This is a genomic window from Pseudomonas hamedanensis (genome assembly GCF_014268595.2).
GTDB classification, from domain to species: Bacteria; Pseudomonadota; Gammaproteobacteria; order Pseudomonadales; family Pseudomonadaceae; genus Aquipseudomonas; species Aquipseudomonas hamedanensis.
On record NZ_CP077091.1, the window covers coordinates 1 to 17,500 of the forward strand.

At 60.8% G+C, this 17,500-nt stretch carries 22 protein-coding genes; 9 read left to right on the forward strand and 13 right to left on the reverse strand.

What is annotated here, in order from left to right; genetic code table 11:
• Positions 1–119 precede the first annotated feature (119 nt).
• The 3 genes from HU739_RS00005 to HU739_RS00015 all read left to right on the forward strand — a co-directional run bounded on the left by HU739_RS00005 (position 120) and on the right by HU739_RS00015 (position 2,466).
• On the forward strand, positions 120–602 hold the full coding sequence (locus tag HU739_RS00005; RefSeq protein ID WP_186547150.1) for a GNAT family N-acetyltransferase: 483 nt from the start codon (positions 120–122) through the stop codon (positions 600–602).
• 143 nt (positions 603–745) lie between these two features.
• Positions 746–2,158 carry an aspartate aminotransferase family protein gene (locus HU739_RS00010; protein WP_186547151.1) on the forward strand — a complete coding sequence of 471 codons (1,413 nt, stop codon included), beginning with the start codon at positions 746–748 and terminating at the stop codon, positions 2,156–2,158.
• Between the two features lie 83 nt (positions 2,159–2,241).
• The gene (locus tag HU739_RS00015) at positions 2,242–2,466 is read left to right on the forward strand and encodes an MbtH family protein (protein WP_053122206.1); all 225 of its coding nucleotides are present in this window, start codon (positions 2,242–2,244) and stop codon (positions 2,464–2,466) included.
• A gap of 180 nt (positions 2,467–2,646) precedes the next feature.
• On the opposite strand, the gene HU739_RS00020 is transcribed toward HU739_RS00015, so the two are convergent.
• From HU739_RS00020 to soxR, 10 genes are all read right to left on the reverse strand, one after another.
• Entirely contained in the window at positions 2,647–3,552 is a 906-nt protein-coding gene (locus HU739_RS00020) for a metal ABC transporter substrate-binding protein (RefSeq protein WP_186547152.1), read from the reverse strand.
• Complete coding sequence (locus HU739_RS00025) at positions 3,553–4,452, reverse strand: metal ABC transporter permease (protein WP_186547153.1); 900 nt, start codon at positions 4,450–4,452, stop codon at positions 3,553–3,555.
• Positions 4,452–5,300, reverse strand: a complete 849-nt coding sequence (locus tag HU739_RS00030) for a metal ABC transporter ATP-binding protein (protein WP_225922783.1) — start codon at positions 5,298–5,300, stop codon at positions 4,452–4,454. Before HU739_RS00030 ends, HU739_RS00025 begins: the two co-directional genes overlap by 1 nt.
• Complete coding sequence (locus tag HU739_RS00035) at positions 5,297–6,226, reverse strand: metal ABC transporter substrate-binding protein (RefSeq protein WP_186547154.1); 930 nt, start codon at positions 6,224–6,226, stop codon at positions 5,297–5,299. Before HU739_RS00035 ends, HU739_RS00030 begins: the two co-directional genes overlap by 4 nt.
• A gap of 34 nt (positions 6,227–6,260) precedes the next feature.
• Positions 6,261–6,836 carry a DUF6162 family protein gene (locus tag HU739_RS00040; RefSeq protein ID WP_186547155.1) on the reverse strand — a complete coding sequence of 192 codons (576 nt, stop codon included), beginning with the start codon at positions 6,834–6,836 and terminating at the stop codon, positions 6,261–6,263.
• The gene (locus HU739_RS00045; protein WP_186547156.1) at positions 6,833–7,174 is read right to left on the reverse strand and encodes a hypothetical protein; all 342 of its coding nucleotides are present in this window, start codon (positions 7,172–7,174) and stop codon (positions 6,833–6,835) included. Before HU739_RS00045 ends, HU739_RS00040 begins: the two co-directional genes overlap by 4 nt.
• Positions 7,171–7,713 carry a thiamine pyrophosphate-binding protein gene (locus HU739_RS00050; protein ID WP_186547157.1) on the reverse strand — a complete coding sequence of 181 codons (543 nt, stop codon included), beginning with the start codon at positions 7,711–7,713 and terminating at the stop codon, positions 7,171–7,173. The genes HU739_RS00045 and HU739_RS00050 overlap by 4 nt, the downstream gene beginning before the upstream one ends.
• Positions 7,710–8,909, reverse strand: a complete 1,200-nt coding sequence (locus HU739_RS00055; protein WP_186547158.1) for a PepSY-associated TM helix domain-containing protein — start codon at positions 8,907–8,909, stop codon at positions 7,710–7,712. Before HU739_RS00055 ends, HU739_RS00050 begins: the two co-directional genes overlap by 4 nt.
• Positions 8,910–9,166: 257 nt before the next feature.
• Complete coding sequence (locus HU739_RS00060) at positions 9,167–9,625, reverse strand: VOC family protein (RefSeq protein ID WP_186547159.1); 459 nt, start codon at positions 9,623–9,625, stop codon at positions 9,167–9,169.
• A 110-nt stretch (positions 9,626–9,735) separates the two neighbouring features.
• Positions 9,736–10,188 carry a redox-sensitive transcriptional activator SoxR gene (soxR, locus tag HU739_RS00065; RefSeq protein ID WP_186547160.1) on the reverse strand — a complete coding sequence of 151 codons (453 nt, stop codon included), beginning with the start codon at positions 10,186–10,188 and terminating at the stop codon, positions 9,736–9,738.
• A gap of 81 nt (positions 10,189–10,269) precedes the next feature.
• On the opposite strand from soxR, the gene HU739_RS00070 reads away from it, so the two are divergent.
• The 5 genes from HU739_RS00070 (at position 10,270) to HU739_RS00090 (ending at position 14,988) form a co-directional block, all read left to right on the forward strand.
• Entirely contained in the window at positions 10,270–10,635 is a 366-nt protein-coding gene (locus tag HU739_RS00070; RefSeq protein WP_186547180.1) for an antibiotic biosynthesis monooxygenase, read from the forward strand.
• Positions 10,636–10,765: 130 nt separating this feature from the next.
• Positions 10,766–11,035, forward strand: coding sequence for a hypothetical protein (locus tag HU739_RS00075; protein ID WP_186547161.1), 270 nt, complete (start codon positions 10,766–10,768; stop codon positions 11,033–11,035).
• Between the two features lie 102 nt (positions 11,036–11,137).
• Entirely contained in the window at positions 11,138–11,752 is a 615-nt protein-coding gene (locus HU739_RS00080) for a LysE family translocator (RefSeq protein WP_186547162.1), read from the forward strand.
• Positions 11,753–11,957: 205 nt separating this feature from the next.
• Positions 11,958–13,124, forward strand: a complete 1,167-nt coding sequence (locus HU739_RS00085; RefSeq protein WP_186547163.1) for a cysteine desulfurase family protein — start codon at positions 11,958–11,960, stop codon at positions 13,122–13,124.
• Between the two features lie 55 nt (positions 13,125–13,179).
• On the forward strand, positions 13,180–14,988 hold the full coding sequence (locus tag HU739_RS00090) for an aminopeptidase P family protein (protein WP_186547164.1): 1,809 nt from the start codon (positions 13,180–13,182) through the stop codon (positions 14,986–14,988).
• A gap of 49 nt (positions 14,989–15,037) precedes the next feature.
• Here the strand turns inward: HU739_RS00090 and HU739_RS00095 are convergent, their stop codons facing one another.
• Positions 15,038–15,634, reverse strand: coding sequence for a 2-hydroxychromene-2-carboxylate isomerase (locus HU739_RS00095; protein ID WP_186547181.1), 597 nt, complete (start codon positions 15,632–15,634; stop codon positions 15,038–15,040).
• 37 nt (positions 15,635–15,671) lie between these two features.
• Positions 15,672–16,400, reverse strand: coding sequence for an SDR family oxidoreductase (locus tag HU739_RS00100; protein WP_186547165.1), 729 nt, complete (start codon positions 16,398–16,400; stop codon positions 15,672–15,674).
• 91 nt (positions 16,401–16,491) lie between these two features.
• Here HU739_RS00100 and HU739_RS00105 point away from each other — a divergent pair, with 91 nt between their 5' ends.
• Positions 16,492–17,061 (forward strand): TetR/AcrR family transcriptional regulator, encoded by a 570-nt coding sequence (locus HU739_RS00105; protein WP_186547166.1) that lies wholly within the window; start codon positions 16,492–16,494, stop codon positions 17,059–17,061.
• A gap of 8 nt (positions 17,062–17,069) precedes the next feature.
• On the opposite strand, the gene HU739_RS00110 is transcribed toward HU739_RS00105, so the two are convergent.
• Positions 17,070–17,351 carry a hypothetical protein gene (locus HU739_RS00110; RefSeq protein WP_186547167.1) on the reverse strand — a complete coding sequence of 94 codons (282 nt, stop codon included), beginning with the start codon at positions 17,349–17,351 and terminating at the stop codon, positions 17,070–17,072.
• Positions 17,352–17,500 lie beyond the last annotated feature (149 nt).

The following is a 17,500-nucleotide window of genomic DNA, read 5'->3' on the forward strand; positions in this document are numbered from 1 at the left end:
ACTCCTACAAAAGTTTCGTGTTCAGGCACATCAAATGTAACTTCTCGGCGTTCGCTATCCGCCAGGGTTGGGGCTAAGGTCAACCCAGCCTTGACTCAATGGATTGAGGGAACTGCGCCATGGAAGCACTCGTTTGCATACGTTCGGCCACGCTGGCCGACACCGGCATCATCAACCGTATCATCGAGCGTTCGATCCGCATTGGTTGCGCGTTCGATCACCGAAACGACCCTCTACTCGTCAGCGACTGGGTCAGCCAGTCCTCCGTCGATTTCATCAGTGGCCGGCTCGCCGACCCAGCCTTTTATCTTTGTCTCGCTTTGCTTGAAGAAAAACCGGTCGGTGTCGGCATGGCCGAGGCCGGTGGCGAAATTTCACTGTGTTACGTGCAGCCGGAATCCTTCCGTCGAGGCGTCGGCCGAGCGCTGATGCAGAGCCTCGAGGGTTGGCTGCGGATTCGCGGTGTGCAGCGTTTCCATCTCAACAGCTCCCGAACTGCCGAGCCGTTCTACCGGCATCTGGGCTATCAACAGGCATCGCCAGCCTTTATGTCCGGCTCGCAGACCGTGCCGCTGCACAAGTCTTTGCCGTCACCGGACTGACAACTCGACCAAGGGTGTAAATCCGCATCGCGCTTAAGCGTTTCCAGAACAGGAAAACCTGCAAGTGCGCCCCGCGACCGGAACGCGCACCTGTCCGGTGTGCTGTTTTGGTCACTATCCATAGCGAATTGAGGGGTCGAGAGATGTCAGTCGCCACCAGCCTTATCGAACAATCGTCGGCCCGGGTTGCCCCGGCGCCGGCCGAAACCCTGTATCAGTTCAATGAGTCACCGCTGCTGGCTCGTCAGAGTCGGCAGGAGTCCAACGCCCGCAGCTATCCGCGGCGCATTCCCCTGGCGCTCAAACGGGCCAAGGGCTTGTATGTCGAAGATGTCGAAGGGCGCACGTTCATCGACTGCCTCGCCGGGGCCGGCACACTCGCGCTGGGCCACAATCATCCGGTAGTGATCGCGGCCATCCAGCAAGTGTTGGCCGATGAGCTGCCGCTGCACACTCTCGACCTGACCACGCCGGTCAAGGACCAGTTTGTCCAGGACCTGTTCGGGCTGCTACCGGCGGAACTGGCGGCGCAGGCAAAGATTCAGTTTTGTGGCCCGACCGGCACCGATGCCGTGGAAGCGGCCTTGAAACTGGTACGCACCGCCACCGGGCGCAGTACGGTGCTGTCGTTTTCTGGCGGTTATCACGGCATGAGCCAGGGCGCATTGAGCCTGATGGGCAGTCTCGGGCCGAAAAAGCCGTTGGGTGCCTTGCTCAGCAATGGCGTGCAGTTCATGCCGTTTCCGTATGACTACCGTTGTCCGTTCGGCCTCGGCGGCGCGGCGGGCGTCAAAGCCAATCTGAGCTATCTGGACAATCTGCTCAACGATCCCGAAGCCGGCGTGCAACTGCCGGCCGCCGTGATCGTCGAGGCGGTGCAGGGCGAGGGCGGCGTGATTCCCGCTGACATCGAGTGGTTGCGTGGTCTGCGCCGCATCACCGAGAAGGCCGGCGTTGCGCTGATCGTCGACGAGATTCAGAGTGGTTTTGCCCGCACCGGCAAGATGTTCGCCTTTGAGCATGCCGGCATCATTCCGGATGTGGTGGTGTTGTCCAAAGCCATTGGCGGCAGCCTGCCCCTGGCGGTGGTGGTGTATCGCGACTGGCTCGACACCTGGCAACCGGGTGCCCACGCGGGCACCTTCCGTGGCAATCAGATGGCGATGGCCGCCGGCTCCGCGGTGATGCGCTATCTGGTCGAACACAAGGTCTGCGAACACGCCGCGGCCATGGGCGAGCGATTGAGCGAGCATTTGCACATCCTGCAACGCGACTTCCCGCAGTTGGGCGATATCCGTGGTCGGGGCCTGATGCTGGGCATCGAACTGGTGGACCCGACCGGCACTCCGGACGCGCTCGGCCATCCGCCGGCGTTCGCCCGACTGGCGCCATTGGTTCAGCGCGAATGCCTCAAGCGCGGCCTGATTCTGGAACTGGGCGGCCGTCACGGCGCGGTGGTGCGTTTCCTGCCGCCGTTGGTCATCACCGCCACTGAAATCGCCCGCGTCGCGCAGATCTTCGGGCGTGCGTTGGCGGCGGCCACTGCGGCGCTGTAAATTTTTCGCCGCGCCGAACGTTCTTTCTACATACCCGGCTGCACCCGTTGTGCGGCCACCCCATACAACGATGGAGAACCAGCATGACGTCAGTATTCGACCGCGAGGACATCCTCTTTCAGGTCGTGGTCAACCACGAAGAGCAATACTCGATCTGGCCGGATTACAAAGCGGTACCAGAGGGCTGGCGCACCGTGGGCAAGAGCGGCCTGAAAAAGGAATGCCTGGCCTACATCGAAGAAGTGTGGACCGACATGCGCCCGCTGAGCCTGCGTCAGAAGATGGAAGCGCAAGTCGCGGCACAATAAGCGACCGGGCAAAAAAGAACCCGCTGGACCCGTAATGGTCAGCGGGTTTCTTTTTGTCTGTAATTTTTCGTTGGCATGTCCGGCCTCATCGCGAGCAGGCTCACTCCTACAGTTGAAATGCGTTCCCCCTGTAGGAGTGAGCCTGCTCGCGATAAACGATAACGCGGTCTATGACGGAAACTACGCCCCGCTCAGCCCCTTGAGCAGCAGGTCCACATTCCCCTCCAGTTCCGCCAGCGGATCCGCCGCATCCGTGCTCAATACCACCAGTCGACTACCGGACGCGGCAATCGCCGCTTTCACCGGCTCCGCGGGCTGGCGATGGTGCAGTACCACCGCCACGTCATTGTCCTTGAGCGTCGCCGTCAGTTTTTTCAGGTCTTGCGCCGTCCACTCGGCATCAGGACGTGGGTCCTGTCCGGTCAGTTCGAGATTGAGGCTGCCGATCAGATAGCCAAAATGATCGCTCAGGCTCATCACGCTCAGATTATCGGCCTCGGCCAGACGCGCTTCGGTCTCGGCGCTGAGTTTCAGCAAACGCTGTTTCAGCGCCGCCAGGTTGGCTTCGATTTTCGGCTTGGCAGTCGGCGCCAGACGCACCAGATCGGCGGCCACAACGTCCGCCATGCGCCCCATGTTGTTGCTCGCCAGCCATGGCTGACTGTTCAGGCCGTCAACCTGAAGGCCCGGCTGCACGGCAATCCCCGGCAGGGCGCCGTCGACCGGACGGGCGGCATCGACCTCGACGATACGAATATTGCTGCGCCGGGCAATCGGGTACAGCGGATCATCGGTCCACAGCGAGCGCACACCGATCACGGCGTCGGCGTCGGTCGCCAGTTTGCTCAGCGCCGGTGCGCCGCGTCCGGTGAAATAGGCGGTCTGGCGGCTGCCCGGCAGATTGGCCGGCGCCGCGCGTTCGAGCTGGACCTCGGTACCCTTGAGCAGCGCTTCACCCAGGCCGTAGGTGATCGGCAACGAGGCCAGTACTCGCAGTGGTTTCGCACTGTCAGCGGCCATCAGTGGGGTGCAGATTACGCCGCACAGCGCCATGGCCAGCGTCAGTTCTTTCAATGAAAAAGCCATTTATCCAAGATTCCCTTTCAGGCTGGGGACCACGCCGCGCGCGACGGCGGCGAGGGCGAAGGCAATGCCGGCAACCAGAATGATCGCGGCGCCGGACGGAATCGGCAGGTCGAACACGATCGGCGCGAGAATTCCGCACAACGTGCTGACGGTGGCAATCAGCACCGAACACCAGAAAAAGCCTTTCAGCGACTGGCTGAGCAAGCGTGCCGCGGCAGCCGGAATCACCAGCAGTGCGCCGACCAGAATCGCGCCGATGACTTTCACGGCGGCCACGGTGATCAGTGTCACCAGAATCACGAACAGGTAATCCAGGGTTTTCACCGCCACGCCGCGCACTGCTGCCAGTTGCGGGTTGAAACTGGCCAGCATGATGCGGTTATACAACGGCAACGCCAGCGCCATGACCAGCGAACCGACGATGGCCAGCACCGCCAGGTCATTGCCGTTGACCGTCAGTACCGAGCCGAACAACACGTTTTCGAGAATGTGCACGTTGATCTTGCCGGCGAGAATCAACAGCAGGCTCGCGCCCAGTGCCAGCGATACCGAAAGGAATACGCCGATCAGCGTATCCGGCGCCAGGCCGGTGCGGTTGCGCAGGTAGTTGAGCAGGATGCCGAACAGCAGGCAGTAACCGAACAGGCTGCCGTACGGCCCGGTGTAGGGTTCGCCGAGCAGAATGCCGACGGCCACACCGGTCAGCGCCGCATGGCCCACCGCTTCAGAGAAAAACGCGAAACGCTTGACCACTACCAGCGTGCCGAGGCCGCCCAGCACCGGGCCGATCAACAGGCCCGCGAGCAGGGCATTGACCACAAAGCCGTAAGCCAGTGCTTCCGGCAGATATCCGGAAGACGCCCAGCCCTGGACCATCAATCGAAAGGCTTCGTAACTCATCAGGCAGCGCTCCGTGGATGGGTCGAAAACAAGCTCAGCAGACGCTCCGGGGTCAGTGCCTGTTGCGGCGTCGCATCGAACAGTACGCGGCGGTTGAGACCAGTGACACGCTCGGCCAGACGCCCGACCGCTTCCAGGTCATGCTCGATCCACAGCACCGTAACCCCGGCTGCCCGCCAGTCGCCGAGCAGGCGCTCGAACACCTGAATGCCGGCTTCGTCGAGGGCTGACATCGGCTCGTCGAGCACCAGCAACTGCGGTGTCGGGATCAGCCCCTGGGCGAGCAGGACGCGCTGGCGCTCACCGCCGGACAGCGCGCCCATGCGGCGTTTGCGTTTGTCCTGCATGCCGACCCGCTCCAGCGCTTCACCGATGGCCGCGGCATAACGCTTGCTCAGGCCGAGGAACGCCGGGCGACGCTGGCACATCGCGGCCATGAAATCGTCGACGGTCATCGGCAGGCCGCGATCGAATTCCAGCGCTTGCGGCACATAGCCAATGGTGCCGGGCGCGCCGGGCCAGTGCAGGCTGAGCTGGCCCTGATGCGGCATCTGTCCGAGCAAGGTCTTGATCAGCGAGCTCTTGCCGCCACCATTGGGGCCGACCAGCGCATGGATGCTGCCGGGCTGTACCTGAAAAGTCACGTTGTCGAGAATCGTGGTGCGCCCCAGGGTCAGACTCACCTGCGTAAAATCCAGCGCCGGTCCCGTAACCTGTAGGAGTGAGCCTGCTCGCGATAGCGGTGTGTCATTTGCTAATGATGTCGGCTGACCCGGCGCCATCGCGAGCAGGCTCACTCCTACAGGGGAATCGGTGTTTTCCGGGGAGAGGGTTTCTTTCGATGTCATGCTCCCGACTCCTGAATCGCCCGGACCACGGTGTTGAGGTTGCCGGTCATTTCCTTTTCGTATTTGTCGGCGGTGTATTCACCGTAGGAAATGTGCGACAGCGGGTACAGCTTCACGCCCGATTCACGCTGGATGGTGTCGACGTAGCTCGAGGGAAAATCCATCTCCGAGAAGATCACCTTGACGTCGAGTTCGCGTAATTGATCGATGGTCTTTTTCAACTGGCTGGGGCTCGGTTCGATGCCGTGGGCCGGCTCGACCACGGCGGTGACTTCCAGGCCGAATTCACGCAGCAGGTAATCGTAAGCCGCGTGTACCGTGGCGACGCGCAGTTCGGCGTTTGGTGCCTGCGTCAGCTTGGCCAGGGCATCGGCGCGCATCTGCCGCAGGCGTTTGCCATAGGCGCGGGCGTTCTGCGTGTAGGTCTTGGCGTTGTCCGGATCAAGCTTGCCCAGCTCCCGGGCGATGTTGTTGACCTGGGCGATGGACGCACTGATCGACAGGAACGTATGCGGATTGACCACCTTGCCGGCACCCCGTGCCGCGACGCCCGTGGCCGCCAGCAACGGAACGTTTTCATTGGCTTCGATGGTCTTGACGTTGGGTGTTTCGCTGGCCGCGATCATGCGGTCGGCAAAATCATCGTGGCCGACGCCGTTGAGCACAATCACATCAAGCCCGCTGATGCGTTTGATGTCCTCGGCCCGCGGCTCATAGGCATGCGGGTTGAAGCCGGCGGGAATCAGCGGCACCACCTCGGCCTTGTCGCCGACGATGTTTGCGACGTAGCTGTAATAAGGATGCAGGGTGATGCCGATGCGCAGGCGCTTGGCTTGATCGGCGCTGGCCAGCGGGCTCAGCAGGCAGGCGCAAAGGCCAAGCAGAAACAGGCGTAACAACGGACGGCGAGGAGCTGAAATGGACATGGGCAAGCGGTCTTCTCTCGAATGGGGCGAGGAGTCAATGACGATGTTCGCGGGTCACCCCGGCGTCGTATTGCGCGACGATCTGTTTCCAGCCAGCGGCGGACAGCGCCGTGTCGGACAGATCCTGAGCGGGCGTAAGTTCTGCGCCACGGTTCAACCAGATATCCGGCGCGGCGTCCGGGTCGGCGCTGACGCGCATCAGGAATGAACCGGCGACCGCAGGCGTTGCGCTGCGACCGAAATAAGCGCTGTCGCCGAGCATTTGCCAGGCGTGACCACCCCGGCTGACCGAGCTGGCGTCCTGGGCAAAGGGCGCAAAACCTTCCTGCGCCAAATGCTGCGGCGTCGGCAGGGTTTGCTGTTCTTCACGCAGCAAGCGGATTTCGTCGAGGGTCACCCGCAGGTCGGCATAAATGCCCTGCTCGGCGGCGCTGAGGTCGCGACGGGCATCGTACTGGTGGCTGGCGACAGGTTCCGGTTCATGGGAAACCCCGCGCCACGCCACCACAGAACCGGCGACGGCGAGGATCAGCAGGCACAGCAGCAGAACGTTGAGGGTTTCATGACCGGCGCCCGCCGGGCGCACGATTTGACGGGTCGGTGTGCTCATGGGGTTTCGATATCCGCCTGGTCGATTTCCACGACGTGGCCGGGACCGGCGTCGAACAGCACATAGAACTCGGAGTCGGGTTTCTTGAACGTCAGGGTCGAATCGGTGCCGAGCTTGCCTGGCACCAGAATCGTTTCGTCATAGCCGATCACATCCAGGGTTACGCCGGGCGCGCCGCTGCCGTCGGAGAAGCCGCCAGTGCACTTGATCTGTTCGGCATCGATGGCTTTGCATTCACACATCGGGTTGTGTGCCAGGGCGCCTGCACTGAAACCGGCGCTCAGCATCAGCAGCGCGGCGCTCAGCAGCAAACGGGAAGGGCGTTGTGGGCGAGTCATGGTTTGGCTCCTTGTGTGTTCAGCCAGGCCACGGTGGCGGGAGAGGCCTGGCTCAGGGGAATCGAGGCCTGGTGCATGCTGCCGTCCCAGCCTTCCATGGTGATCCACAGTTCGGCGTCGGGTTTGGTCTTTTCCGGAATCGGCAATTGCGTGCCCATGCGATAGGGCGTGCCGAAGAAAATCACCCCGGCGGCGCGCAGGCTGCGGGGTTTGCCGATGCGCAGGTAGGTCGCCTTCACCGGTTCGATACAGGCCTGGCAGAGCGCTGCGTTGAAGCCTTTCAGATACCCGGCCGGGCCGTCGGAGCGCGGCGCTTCATTGCGCAACTCGGCGAGTCGCAGGCTCCAGGGGCCGACCTGAATTTCGCCGATTTCTCGTTCGCCCAGACCACTGTCACCACGAAACAGGGCGACATCGGCGAAATACTTGGGCATGAAGCCCAGCGGAATCAGGAGCAACAGCACGTTGATGTGGAAGCGCCATTTACGCCAGAGCAGGTTCAGACGCGAGGGTGGCGGGGCGGTAAGGGACTTGCTCACAGGTTGGCCTCCGACGTTTCACGCTGCATGGCCGGTTGGGCCTGCAGGCGATTTTTCTTCGATTCGCGCTTGAAGGCATTGGCCGTGGCCAGGGCGGTGCGTTTGGTCCAGATCAACAAGCCGCTGAGCACCATCATGCTCAGCAACAAGCCGAAGAAGAACCAGATCAGCTTGATCCACAGCCCACCAAAATCGCCGGTGTGCAAGGGACGCATGGACTCGGTGACGAACTCCAGCGACGTGCGGTCCGACAGCATTCGCGACGCGGCCAGATCACCGTTGTAGGGGTTGAGCGTGGCAGACTGGAACATCAGCGGATACCAGCCACGGCCGCCCACACTCATATGGCTATAGGCGTTGCCGGGCAGGCTGATGAAACTGACTTCCAGGCCCGGAATCGTTTGCCGGGCAATGTCAATGGCCCGATCCAGGCTGATGCGTTCAGGCGGGGAGCCATCGGCCGAGCGCGGTACCGCTTCACGGGACATCGCGGGAATGACCGGCTCGCTGGAAATCGAAATATGGTTGTCCGCCAGCAGCGCCTGAATCAGGAACCAGGTTCCGGTGATCGAAATCACGGCGATGAACCAGATCGACCAGATGCCACTGAGGCGATGAAAGTCGCCCCAGAAAATCCGTGCGCCATGGCGAATGCGCAAGGTCGGGGTGAAGAACCCTTTCCAGAAGCGTTTATAGACCACCAGTCCGGTAATCAACGAGGCCAGCAAAGGCAGCCCCAGAAAGGACACCAGATACCAGCCCCAACTGAAACCGCTGGTAAACGGCACCAGCCACCAGCCATGCAGGGCGCGGGTAAACGCCTTGAAGTTGAAGTCGGGTGCGGTGCCCTGAATCGCGCCGGTGTAAGGGTTGACGTACACCGTCAGCGAGCGGCCGTCCGGGTAGCTGACTTCGACATCGAGGGCAAAGTGCGACTCGTCCGGGCGGGTGATGCTTTCGACCAGAGTCTGCGGTTCGGCTTTTTTGATGGCCGCGAGGATCTGGTCATAACTGAGGCGCGGCGCATCGTCCGACGGTTGACTGGCACGCATCTGCGGGTTGGCCAGCCAGACGATTTCCTGACTGACCACCGCCAGCGTACCGGTGACACAGACGATCAACACAAAGAACCAGATCGGCAACGCCAGCCAGCTATGCACCAGGAACCACAATTTCGAGCGGGATTTCTTTGACATGATTACGCGTCTTGATTTCGTTGGAAGGGTGCCGGGCTACGGGCTTCGCAGCACGGGAATCCCCGGAAGGCCGATCGTGGCTTTTGCCTACGCGAACGACCTGCATTCCTATAAGACGGATGAGCGAGGCAAATCCCGCTAAATCATATGAAAGTAAATGTTTCGCAGTTCGATACGCGTTCTCAGCTGTCCTTGTGAAGCGGGCTCGCTCCACAAGGAGCAGGGTATGCACAGCCCTGATACCGGGACGGCGGGTTTCAGCCTTGGCTGAACATCTCCATCGCCCGCTGGCGGATCTGCTCTTCGCTCAGATCTTCTTTGTGCGTGGCGAGGAACCACAGATGCCCATACGGATCTTTCAGCGTTCCGCTGCGATCGCCGTAAAACTGATCCTTGACCTCGGACACCGTTGTCGCACCGGCATCCAGCGCCTGCTGGAAGGATTTGTCGACATCGGTGACGTACAAATGCAAACCGACCGAGACGGCCTGGTCGGGATTGCTCAGCGGTCCCTGATCGCAGGGCGTGCCGAGCATGATGGCACTGTCGCCGATGCGCAGTTCGGCGTGGCCGATACCGCCGTCGGGCATGGCCAGACGCATCACCTCGGTGGCACCGAAGGCTTTCTTGTAGAAGTCGATGGCCTCGGCGGCCTTCTGGATGCCGAGGTACGGGGTAACGCTGTGATACCCCTCGGGAATGGGTTTTACGCTCATGACGTTCTCCCTGATGTTGTTGTATAGGAGGTGGTTGCACCGGATCGATCCGGAAAGATCACTATAGAACTGTCCCGGCCATGGCGATTTTGCTCCGACGAGCAGCGCCCTTATTCAACCGGGAAATGCGGCCCGGGTCCTTGCTCGCCCAGCACGTCCCCCCGGTTGCGCAACGGACAGGCCTCCATCGACAGGCAGCCACAGCCGATGCAGCCATTGAGCCGATCGCGCAACAACGTCAGTTGATGGATCCGCTCATCGAGTTCCTGCCGCCATTGTTCGGAGAGAATTTTCCAGTCTGCCGCTGTCGGCGCGCGATCCTGCGGGAGATTTTTCATCGCCTCGCCGATCGCGGCCAGCGGTATTCCCAGCCGTTGGGCCACTTTGATCAACGCCACGCGGCGCAGTACGGCACGCGGGTACCGCCGCTGATTGCCGGCGTTGCGCTGACTCTTGATCAGCCCCTTGGACTCATAGAAATGCAGGGCCGTGACCGCCACGCCACTGCGCGCGGCGACCTCGCCAACGGTGAGCGGTTTGTGCACGTTGTCTTTGCTGATCATGCTGAAAATAGCCCTTGACCTTGACTTAACTAGAGGTTTTACCCTGCTGCTCTTCGGGTCGCAAGGCTCGTTTCAAGATGACTGGGGGCGTTCATGAAAAACCACAGCTTTACCCAACTGATCGAATTCGAAATCGAGCCTCGCCAGCAACCGGCGCTGGTGTCGGCGTTAGCGACGCAGACCGAGCATCTGGCGCAGCGCTACGCAGGTTTTCTCAGTGCCAGCGTGCAGGCCAGCGACGATGGCCGGCGCGTCTTGAGCCTGTTGCAATGGCAGACGCGCGAGGCGGGGGAGGCGGCGTTTCGCAGTTTCGAAAGCGGTGAAGAGAATTTCTGGCAGTTGATCCGCAGCCATCGAGCGAAAACCGTGACGTTCAATTCGTTTCAGGTGCTGAGCAGCATTGCCCGCAGTCACGACGATGCGCTGCATTGCAATCTGGTGGGTTAGGCATGGCTGGCGCGGCATATCCGTCTGTAGCCTATTTCTGATAGCCACTATTGAGAGCGTTGATTTCTGCGCGAGCGTGCCCGGGCGTAGCCTTTGTCCATCGACCCACATTGCTCGCCAGGACGCTCCCATGAATCGTTTACTGACTGTTTCGCTGATCTTCGCTGTTTCCGTGCTGGCGGGTTGCGCCAGCCATGTTTCCCCCGAGTTGCGCCCTTACACCGCCGAAGAATCCCGTGAGCTGGCGATGGAGGCGTTGAACCGTAGCGGCTTGTCCTTTGAGGAATATCACGCGAAGAAAGCGCAGTTGCTCGGCCAGCCGCAGAAAACCTTCGGTTTCGACAAACAAGGTGAAATGAGCGCTGAACGTGCGGTACAGCTGCACGGACGTCCAAGCTGACAGAAAACTGTACTGCCTGAACTTTTAGCCAACTGTGCGTGGGTTTGTCGGGCCGGCTGGGATAGGGTCAATCTCTGAATGACCTTGACGGAAAGCCGCACCATGACCCTCTCGCTTGACCTGATGTTGGGCTTTGCCCTGTTTGCCCTTGTTACCTCGATCACACCGGGACCGAACAACACCATGCTGCTGGCTTCGGGGGTGAATTTCGGTTTTAACCGCACCATCCCGCACATGCTGGGGATTAGCTGCGGCTTCTTTGTCCTGGTGGTGGCGGTAGGCTTCGGCCTGGGCGCGGTATTTCAGTCGTATCCGCTGCTTTATACGGTTCTGCGCTATGCCGGCGCGTCGTATCTGTTGTACCTGGCGTGGAAAATCGCCCACTCGGGACCTGTCGGTGACAACGCCCAAGGCGAAGCCAGGCCGATCAGCTACCTGGGCGCGGCCGCGTTTCAGTGGGTCAATCCGAAGGCGTGGATCATGGCCATCGGTGCGATCAGCACATACACGCCGATGCAGGGTTATTTCACCAATGTCGTGGTGATCGCTGCCGTGTTCGCCGTCATCAACCTGCCAAGCGTCGGCGTCTGGGCTGCCTGCGGTACATTGTTGCGCAATGTGTTGAAGGAGCCGCGCTGGTTACGCGTATTCAACTGGGGCATGGCGGCACTGCTGGTCATCTCGCTGTACCCGTTACTTCTCGAAAGCTTTAGCTGACGCATTGCTTCAACCACCGGCCCGATGACTGTTAAGCTCGGCTTCAGGAGCGTTCCTACGCACTTTTAAATGAAGCCCTACTTCTTTAACGGCATCCGATCAGGTATTGATGACGCTCTCGAATCCAGGCACAGCTCACGAGGCTGTGTTTGTCGTTTGCAGACAACGAGCCTCCTGATCCCGGAACACGCTCTGCGAGTCTTTTATGAACACACGTCCGTTGTATTTCGATTACGCCGCCACCACCCCGGTGGACGAGCGGGTCATCCAGGTGATGATCGAATGTCTGGGGTTGCACGGTAACTTCGGCAACCCTGCCTCCAGCTCCCACGCATTCGGCCAGCAGGCCCGGCAAACGGTCGAGCAGGCCCGTCGGCAAGTCGCCGAACTGGTCGGCGCGCAAGCCGAACAGATCGTCTGGACCTCCGGCGCCACCGAGTCCAATAACCTCGCCCTGAAGGGCAGCGCCCAGGCGCGTGGTGTCAGCGGCGGCCACTTCATTACCAGTCAGATCGAACACAAAGCCATCCTCGATACTGCCCGGCAGTTGCAGGACAGCGGCATCGCCGTGACCTATCTGGTGCCGGACGCCGACGGCCTGATCACGCCGCAAGCGGTCAGCGAAGCCATGCGCGAAGACACCTTTCTGGTGTCGCTGATGCTGGTCAACAATGAGCTCGGCACGGTCAATGACGTTCAGGCCATCGGCGAAGTCGTGCGCAGTCGCGACGCGCTGTTTCATGTCGATGCCGCGCAAGGCGCCGGCAAGGTCGCGATCGACCTGGCCCGATGGCCGGTCGATATGATGTCGTTCTCGGCGCACAAGCTCTACGGCCCCAAGGGCATCGGCGCTTTATACGTCGGCCCGCGCGCAAAGCCGCGTTTGCAGGCGCAGATCCACGGCGGCGGTCACGAGGGCGGCTTGCGCTCGGGGACCCTGGCGACCCATCAGATTGCCGGGATGGGCGCGGCATTCGCTTTGGCGGCCGCGGCGTTTGATGAAGAGAAAAAAACCATCGTGGCTTTGCGCGAGCGTCTGCTCGAACAGTTGTCGAGCCTGCCGGGCGTACGCCTGAATGGCAGCGCTGCGCAGCGCATCCCGCATACCTTGAGCCTGACGTTCAGCGAAGGCGAGTTCAACAGCGCCGCGTTGAGCCATTCGATCGCATTTTCCGCGACATCGGCCTGTAATTCGGCGAGCAACACGCCTTCGCACGTATTGCTGGCGCTGGGGCACGATGCTCGACTTGCCAGCCGCACGATTCGCCTGAGCCTCGGCCGCTTCACCAGCGTCGAGGACGTCGACAAGGCTGCCGAACTGATCAAGACCGCCTGCGCCAGTGCTCCGGCATTCTGGACGACAGGAATTTGAACCGCCGTCCTGACGGCGACGAACAATAACGATGAAGTGATTAGCAGGAGACATGATGAGTACCCAGACCTCGACCGAAGGATCGGTGCCCCAGCGCCTGGCGCGCACCCGAGAGGTGATGCGCCGTGAAGGCATCCATGCGTTGTTGGTGCCGTCTGCCGATCCGCATTTGTCGGAATACTTGCCGGGTTACTGGCAAGGCCGGCAATGGCTGTCAGGCTTTCACGGCTCGGTGGGCACTTTGATTGTCACCGCTGATTTCGCCGGCGTATGGGCCGACAGCCGATACTGGGAACAGGCGACTCAGGAACTTGAGGGCAGCGGCATCGAACTGGTCAAGCTGCAACCGGGACAGCCGAGCCCGCTGGACTGGCTGGCCGAGCAAACGCCTGAAGGCGGTGTGGTCGCGGTCGACGGTGCGGTGATGGCCGTGGCTTCGGCGCGCACGCTTGGCAGCAAACTTGAAGCCCGAGGCGCTCGTCTGCGCACCGACATCGATGTGTTGGAGCACGTCTGGAGTGACCGGCCAGGTCTGCCGGATGCGCCGATCTATCAGCATCTGCCACCGCAAGCGACCGTCAGCCGCAGCGAGAAACTTGCCAACCTGCGCGAAACCCTGCGGGAGCGGGGCGCCGATTGGCATTTCATCGCGACTCTCGACGACATCGCCTGGCTGTTCAACCTGCGCGGCGGCGATGTGTCGTTCAACCCGGTGTTTGTGTCGTTTGCGTTGGTCAATCAACAACAGGCCACGTTGTTCGTGGCGCTGAGCAAAGTCGATGACGCATTGCGCGCGGTGCTGGAACAGGATGGCGTGACCCTGCGTGATTACCGCGAAGTCGCCGATGCGCTGCGTGCGGTGCCGAGTGGCGCAAGTCTGCTGATCGATCCGGCGCGCGTGACCTGGGGTCTGCTGGAGCACCTCGACAGTGGCGTCAAACTGGTCGAGGGCCTGAACCCGACCACACTGGCCAAGTCGCAAAAAAGTGAAGCCGATGCACAACACATCCGCCAGGCGATGGAGCAGGATGGCGCGGCGTTGTGCGAATTCTTCGCCTGGCTGGAGTCGGCTTGGGGGAGCGAGCGTATTACCGAGTTGACCATCGACGAGAAGCTCACCGCAGCCCGTGAGCGTCGGCCCGATTACGTCTCGCTGAGTTTCAACACGATTGCTGCGTTCAACGCCAATGGCGCAATGCCGCACTACCACGCCACCGAAGAAGCGCACGCCGTGATCGAGGGCGACGGTTTGTTGCTGATCGACTCCGGGGGCCAATACCTCGGCGGTACGACCGACATCACGCGGATGGTGCCGGTCGGGACGCCGACGCAAGAGCAGAAACAGGACTGCACCCGGGTACTCAAAGGTGTGATTGCCTTGTCGCGGGCACAATTTCCCAAAGGCATTCTCTCGCCGCTGCTCGATGCCATCGCCCGTGCGCCAATCTGGGCCGAAAGCGTGGATTACGGGCATGGCACCGGTCACGGTGTCGGCTACTTCCTCAACGTCCACGAGGGGCCGCAGGTCATCGCGTATCAGGCCGCCGCGACGCCGCAGACGGCGATGCTGCCGGGAATGATCACATCGATCGAACCGGGCACTTATCGTCCGGGTCGCTGGGGCGTGCGGATCGAAAATCTGGCGATGAACCGCGAGGCCGGTCGCAGCGAGTTCGGCGAGTTCCTCAAGTTCGAAACGCTGACCTTGTGCCCGATCGATACTCGCTGCCTGATTCCTTCCTTGCTGACGCATGAAGAACAGCAGTGGCTAAACGCCTATCACGCCGAGGTGCGTGAGCGCTTGAGCCCGTTGCTTGACGGTGCGGCACTGCAATGGCTGAAAACCCGTACAGAAGCCATCTGATCGGTGACCACTCAGGCGCTGCGACCAGCGTCTGAGTGGCGACCTCGTTCTAGGCCTGGCGCAACGCCTCCTCGACGAAGTCCAGCCGATCCTGACCGAAAAACAGCTGATTCCCGACAAACATGCTCGGGGCACCAAACACACCTCGTTTAACCGCGGTCTCGGTATTGTCCTTGAGCGCCGCTTTGACCGACTCGTCATTGCACAGCGCGAGGACTTCCTGCGGATCGAAGCCGTGCTCACTGAGTACGGCGGCAACGGTTTCCGGTTCATTCAGGCTTCGGCCGTCAACCCACAGTGCGTTGAACAGGCAATCGACAAACGCCGCGAAGCGTTGCGGTTGATGCAACTGCATGCCAGTGACGGCCCGCATCAATAACAGCGTGTTGATCGGAAAGTGCGGATTGAATCGCAGCGGCACCGCGTAACGCTTGGCGTAGCGGTCCAGGTCTTGAAACATGTAGCGCCCTTTGGCCGGGATCATCGCTGGCGATGCGTTGCCGGTGGCTTTGAACACACCGCCCAGAAGCATCGGGATATAGCGCAGTTCGCTTCCGGTAGCGGCGCAGATCTTCGGTAATTGGGTGTAGGCCAGGTAGGTCGCGGGACTGCCGAGGTCGAAATAGAACTCCACGGTTTTAGTCATTATCACGGTGCTCTCATTATTGTTGTAGGGGAGGGCTTTACCAGCGTTCGTTCCACGGCCGCAAATCCAGCTCGAATGTCCAGGCGTCCCGTGGCTGGCTATGCAAGTACCAGTAGTTTTCGGCGATATGCTCTGGATCGAGAATGCCGTCGTCATCCTTGGTCGCATATTTCTCGGGAAATTGGGAGCGGATAAAGTCGGTATCGATCGCTCCGTCGACCACCACATGCGCGACATGAATGTTCAGCGGGCCCAGTTCCCGCGCCATGCTTTGCGCCAAGGCACGAATGCCATGTTTGGCCCCGGCGAATGCTGCGAACCCGGAAGCACCGCGCAACCCGGCCGTGGCGCCGGTGAACAGGATCGTGCCGCGCTGGCGGGTCACCATGCGTTTGGCGACTTCACGCGCATTAAGAAAACCTGAGAAACAGGCCATTTCCCAAATCTTGAAGTACTTGCGCGCGGTTTCTTCCAGGATGCTGCAGGGCACGTTGGCGCCAATGTTGAAGACAAATGCCTCAATCGGGCCAAGGCGGGTTTCGATATCCTCAATCAGCGCAATGACGTCCTCTTCTTTGCGCGCATCGCAGGCGAAACCATGAGCTTCACCCCCTTCATCGTTTATCGCATCCACCAAAGGCTGAAGCTTGTCCGCGCTGCGGCGCGTCACACAGGCAATGAAGCCCTCTTTGGCAAAGCGCTTGGCAATAGCGCCGCCGGTGGCATCTCCGGCGCCGACTACCAGTACGACCTTCTTGTTATTCATTGAGATTGCCTTTGGTTAACGATCGTTTAGTTAACGAACGTTATGCTAGGATTCGATTAACGTCAAGGCACTGCAGTACGAGGAAAAACACGTGCGTTATTCTGCCGGTCACAAACTGGAAACCCGCGAGCGTTTGTTGCACAGCAGCTCGCTGTCGGCGAAAAAATCCGGATTCTCCACGGTCGGCGTGGACGGCTTGATGAAAGCTATCGGCTTGAGTGGTGCGGCGTTTTACAGCCACTTTTCCTCCAAGGACGCGCTGTTCGCAGCAATTGTCGAGCGCGAGTTGAGCCAGAGCCTTGAGCGACTCGGCGGTCAGGAGGGTGCGGATCGCGAGCGGCTGCAACGCTGCCTCAAGCAATACCTGAGCATGGCGCATGTCGAGCAGCCTGAAGCGGGGTGCGCGCTGCCGACATTAGGGGCCGAGATCGCCCGTTCGGATGTGCTTGTGCGTGAACAGGCGCAACAGTGTATTTGCCGTCTGCAGCAAAGCTGGGCGCAGATTCTGGAGAGCGACAGTCTGGCCTGGGCCATTCTGTCGCAATGTGTCGGTGCGCTGGTGGTGGCGAGGATGCTGGCTACCGAGGACGTTCAGCGCACGGTGCTGAACGCCAGCCAGGAAGAGATCGCCCGCCAGCTCGCTGTGCCGCGAGCCGAATAACCTGAAGGCTATTTGCAGATGACGATCATGCTGCGGCTGGTGTAGCCGGCAGGGTTCAGGCCGAATGGGTAGTCGCCAGGCTCTTCGACGGTATCGCCGGACTTGGCGATCACTTTATAGCCCTTCGGTGCGCACGAATTGGCGGCGCTGGCGTAGCACTTGTCCCACGAGGACGAGAGTCCTGAACAATTGATATGCAAACCCTTTTTGCCGCGTTTGACTTGGGTTTGCGAGGTTGCTGCGCAACCCGCCACCGCCAGTATGGCGATCAGTATCAAAATTCGTTTCATTACCGTCCTTAATAGCGGCCTCGAGTCTGGTGCTCGGGTCTGCCGGTGTTCGCTCGCATTTGCAGCGTCATGTCCCTTGGCGAAAAAATCCATGTCTGGCGATAGGTTACGAGCCTAAACATGGCCTAAATGAACGCCAATTGCTAGAC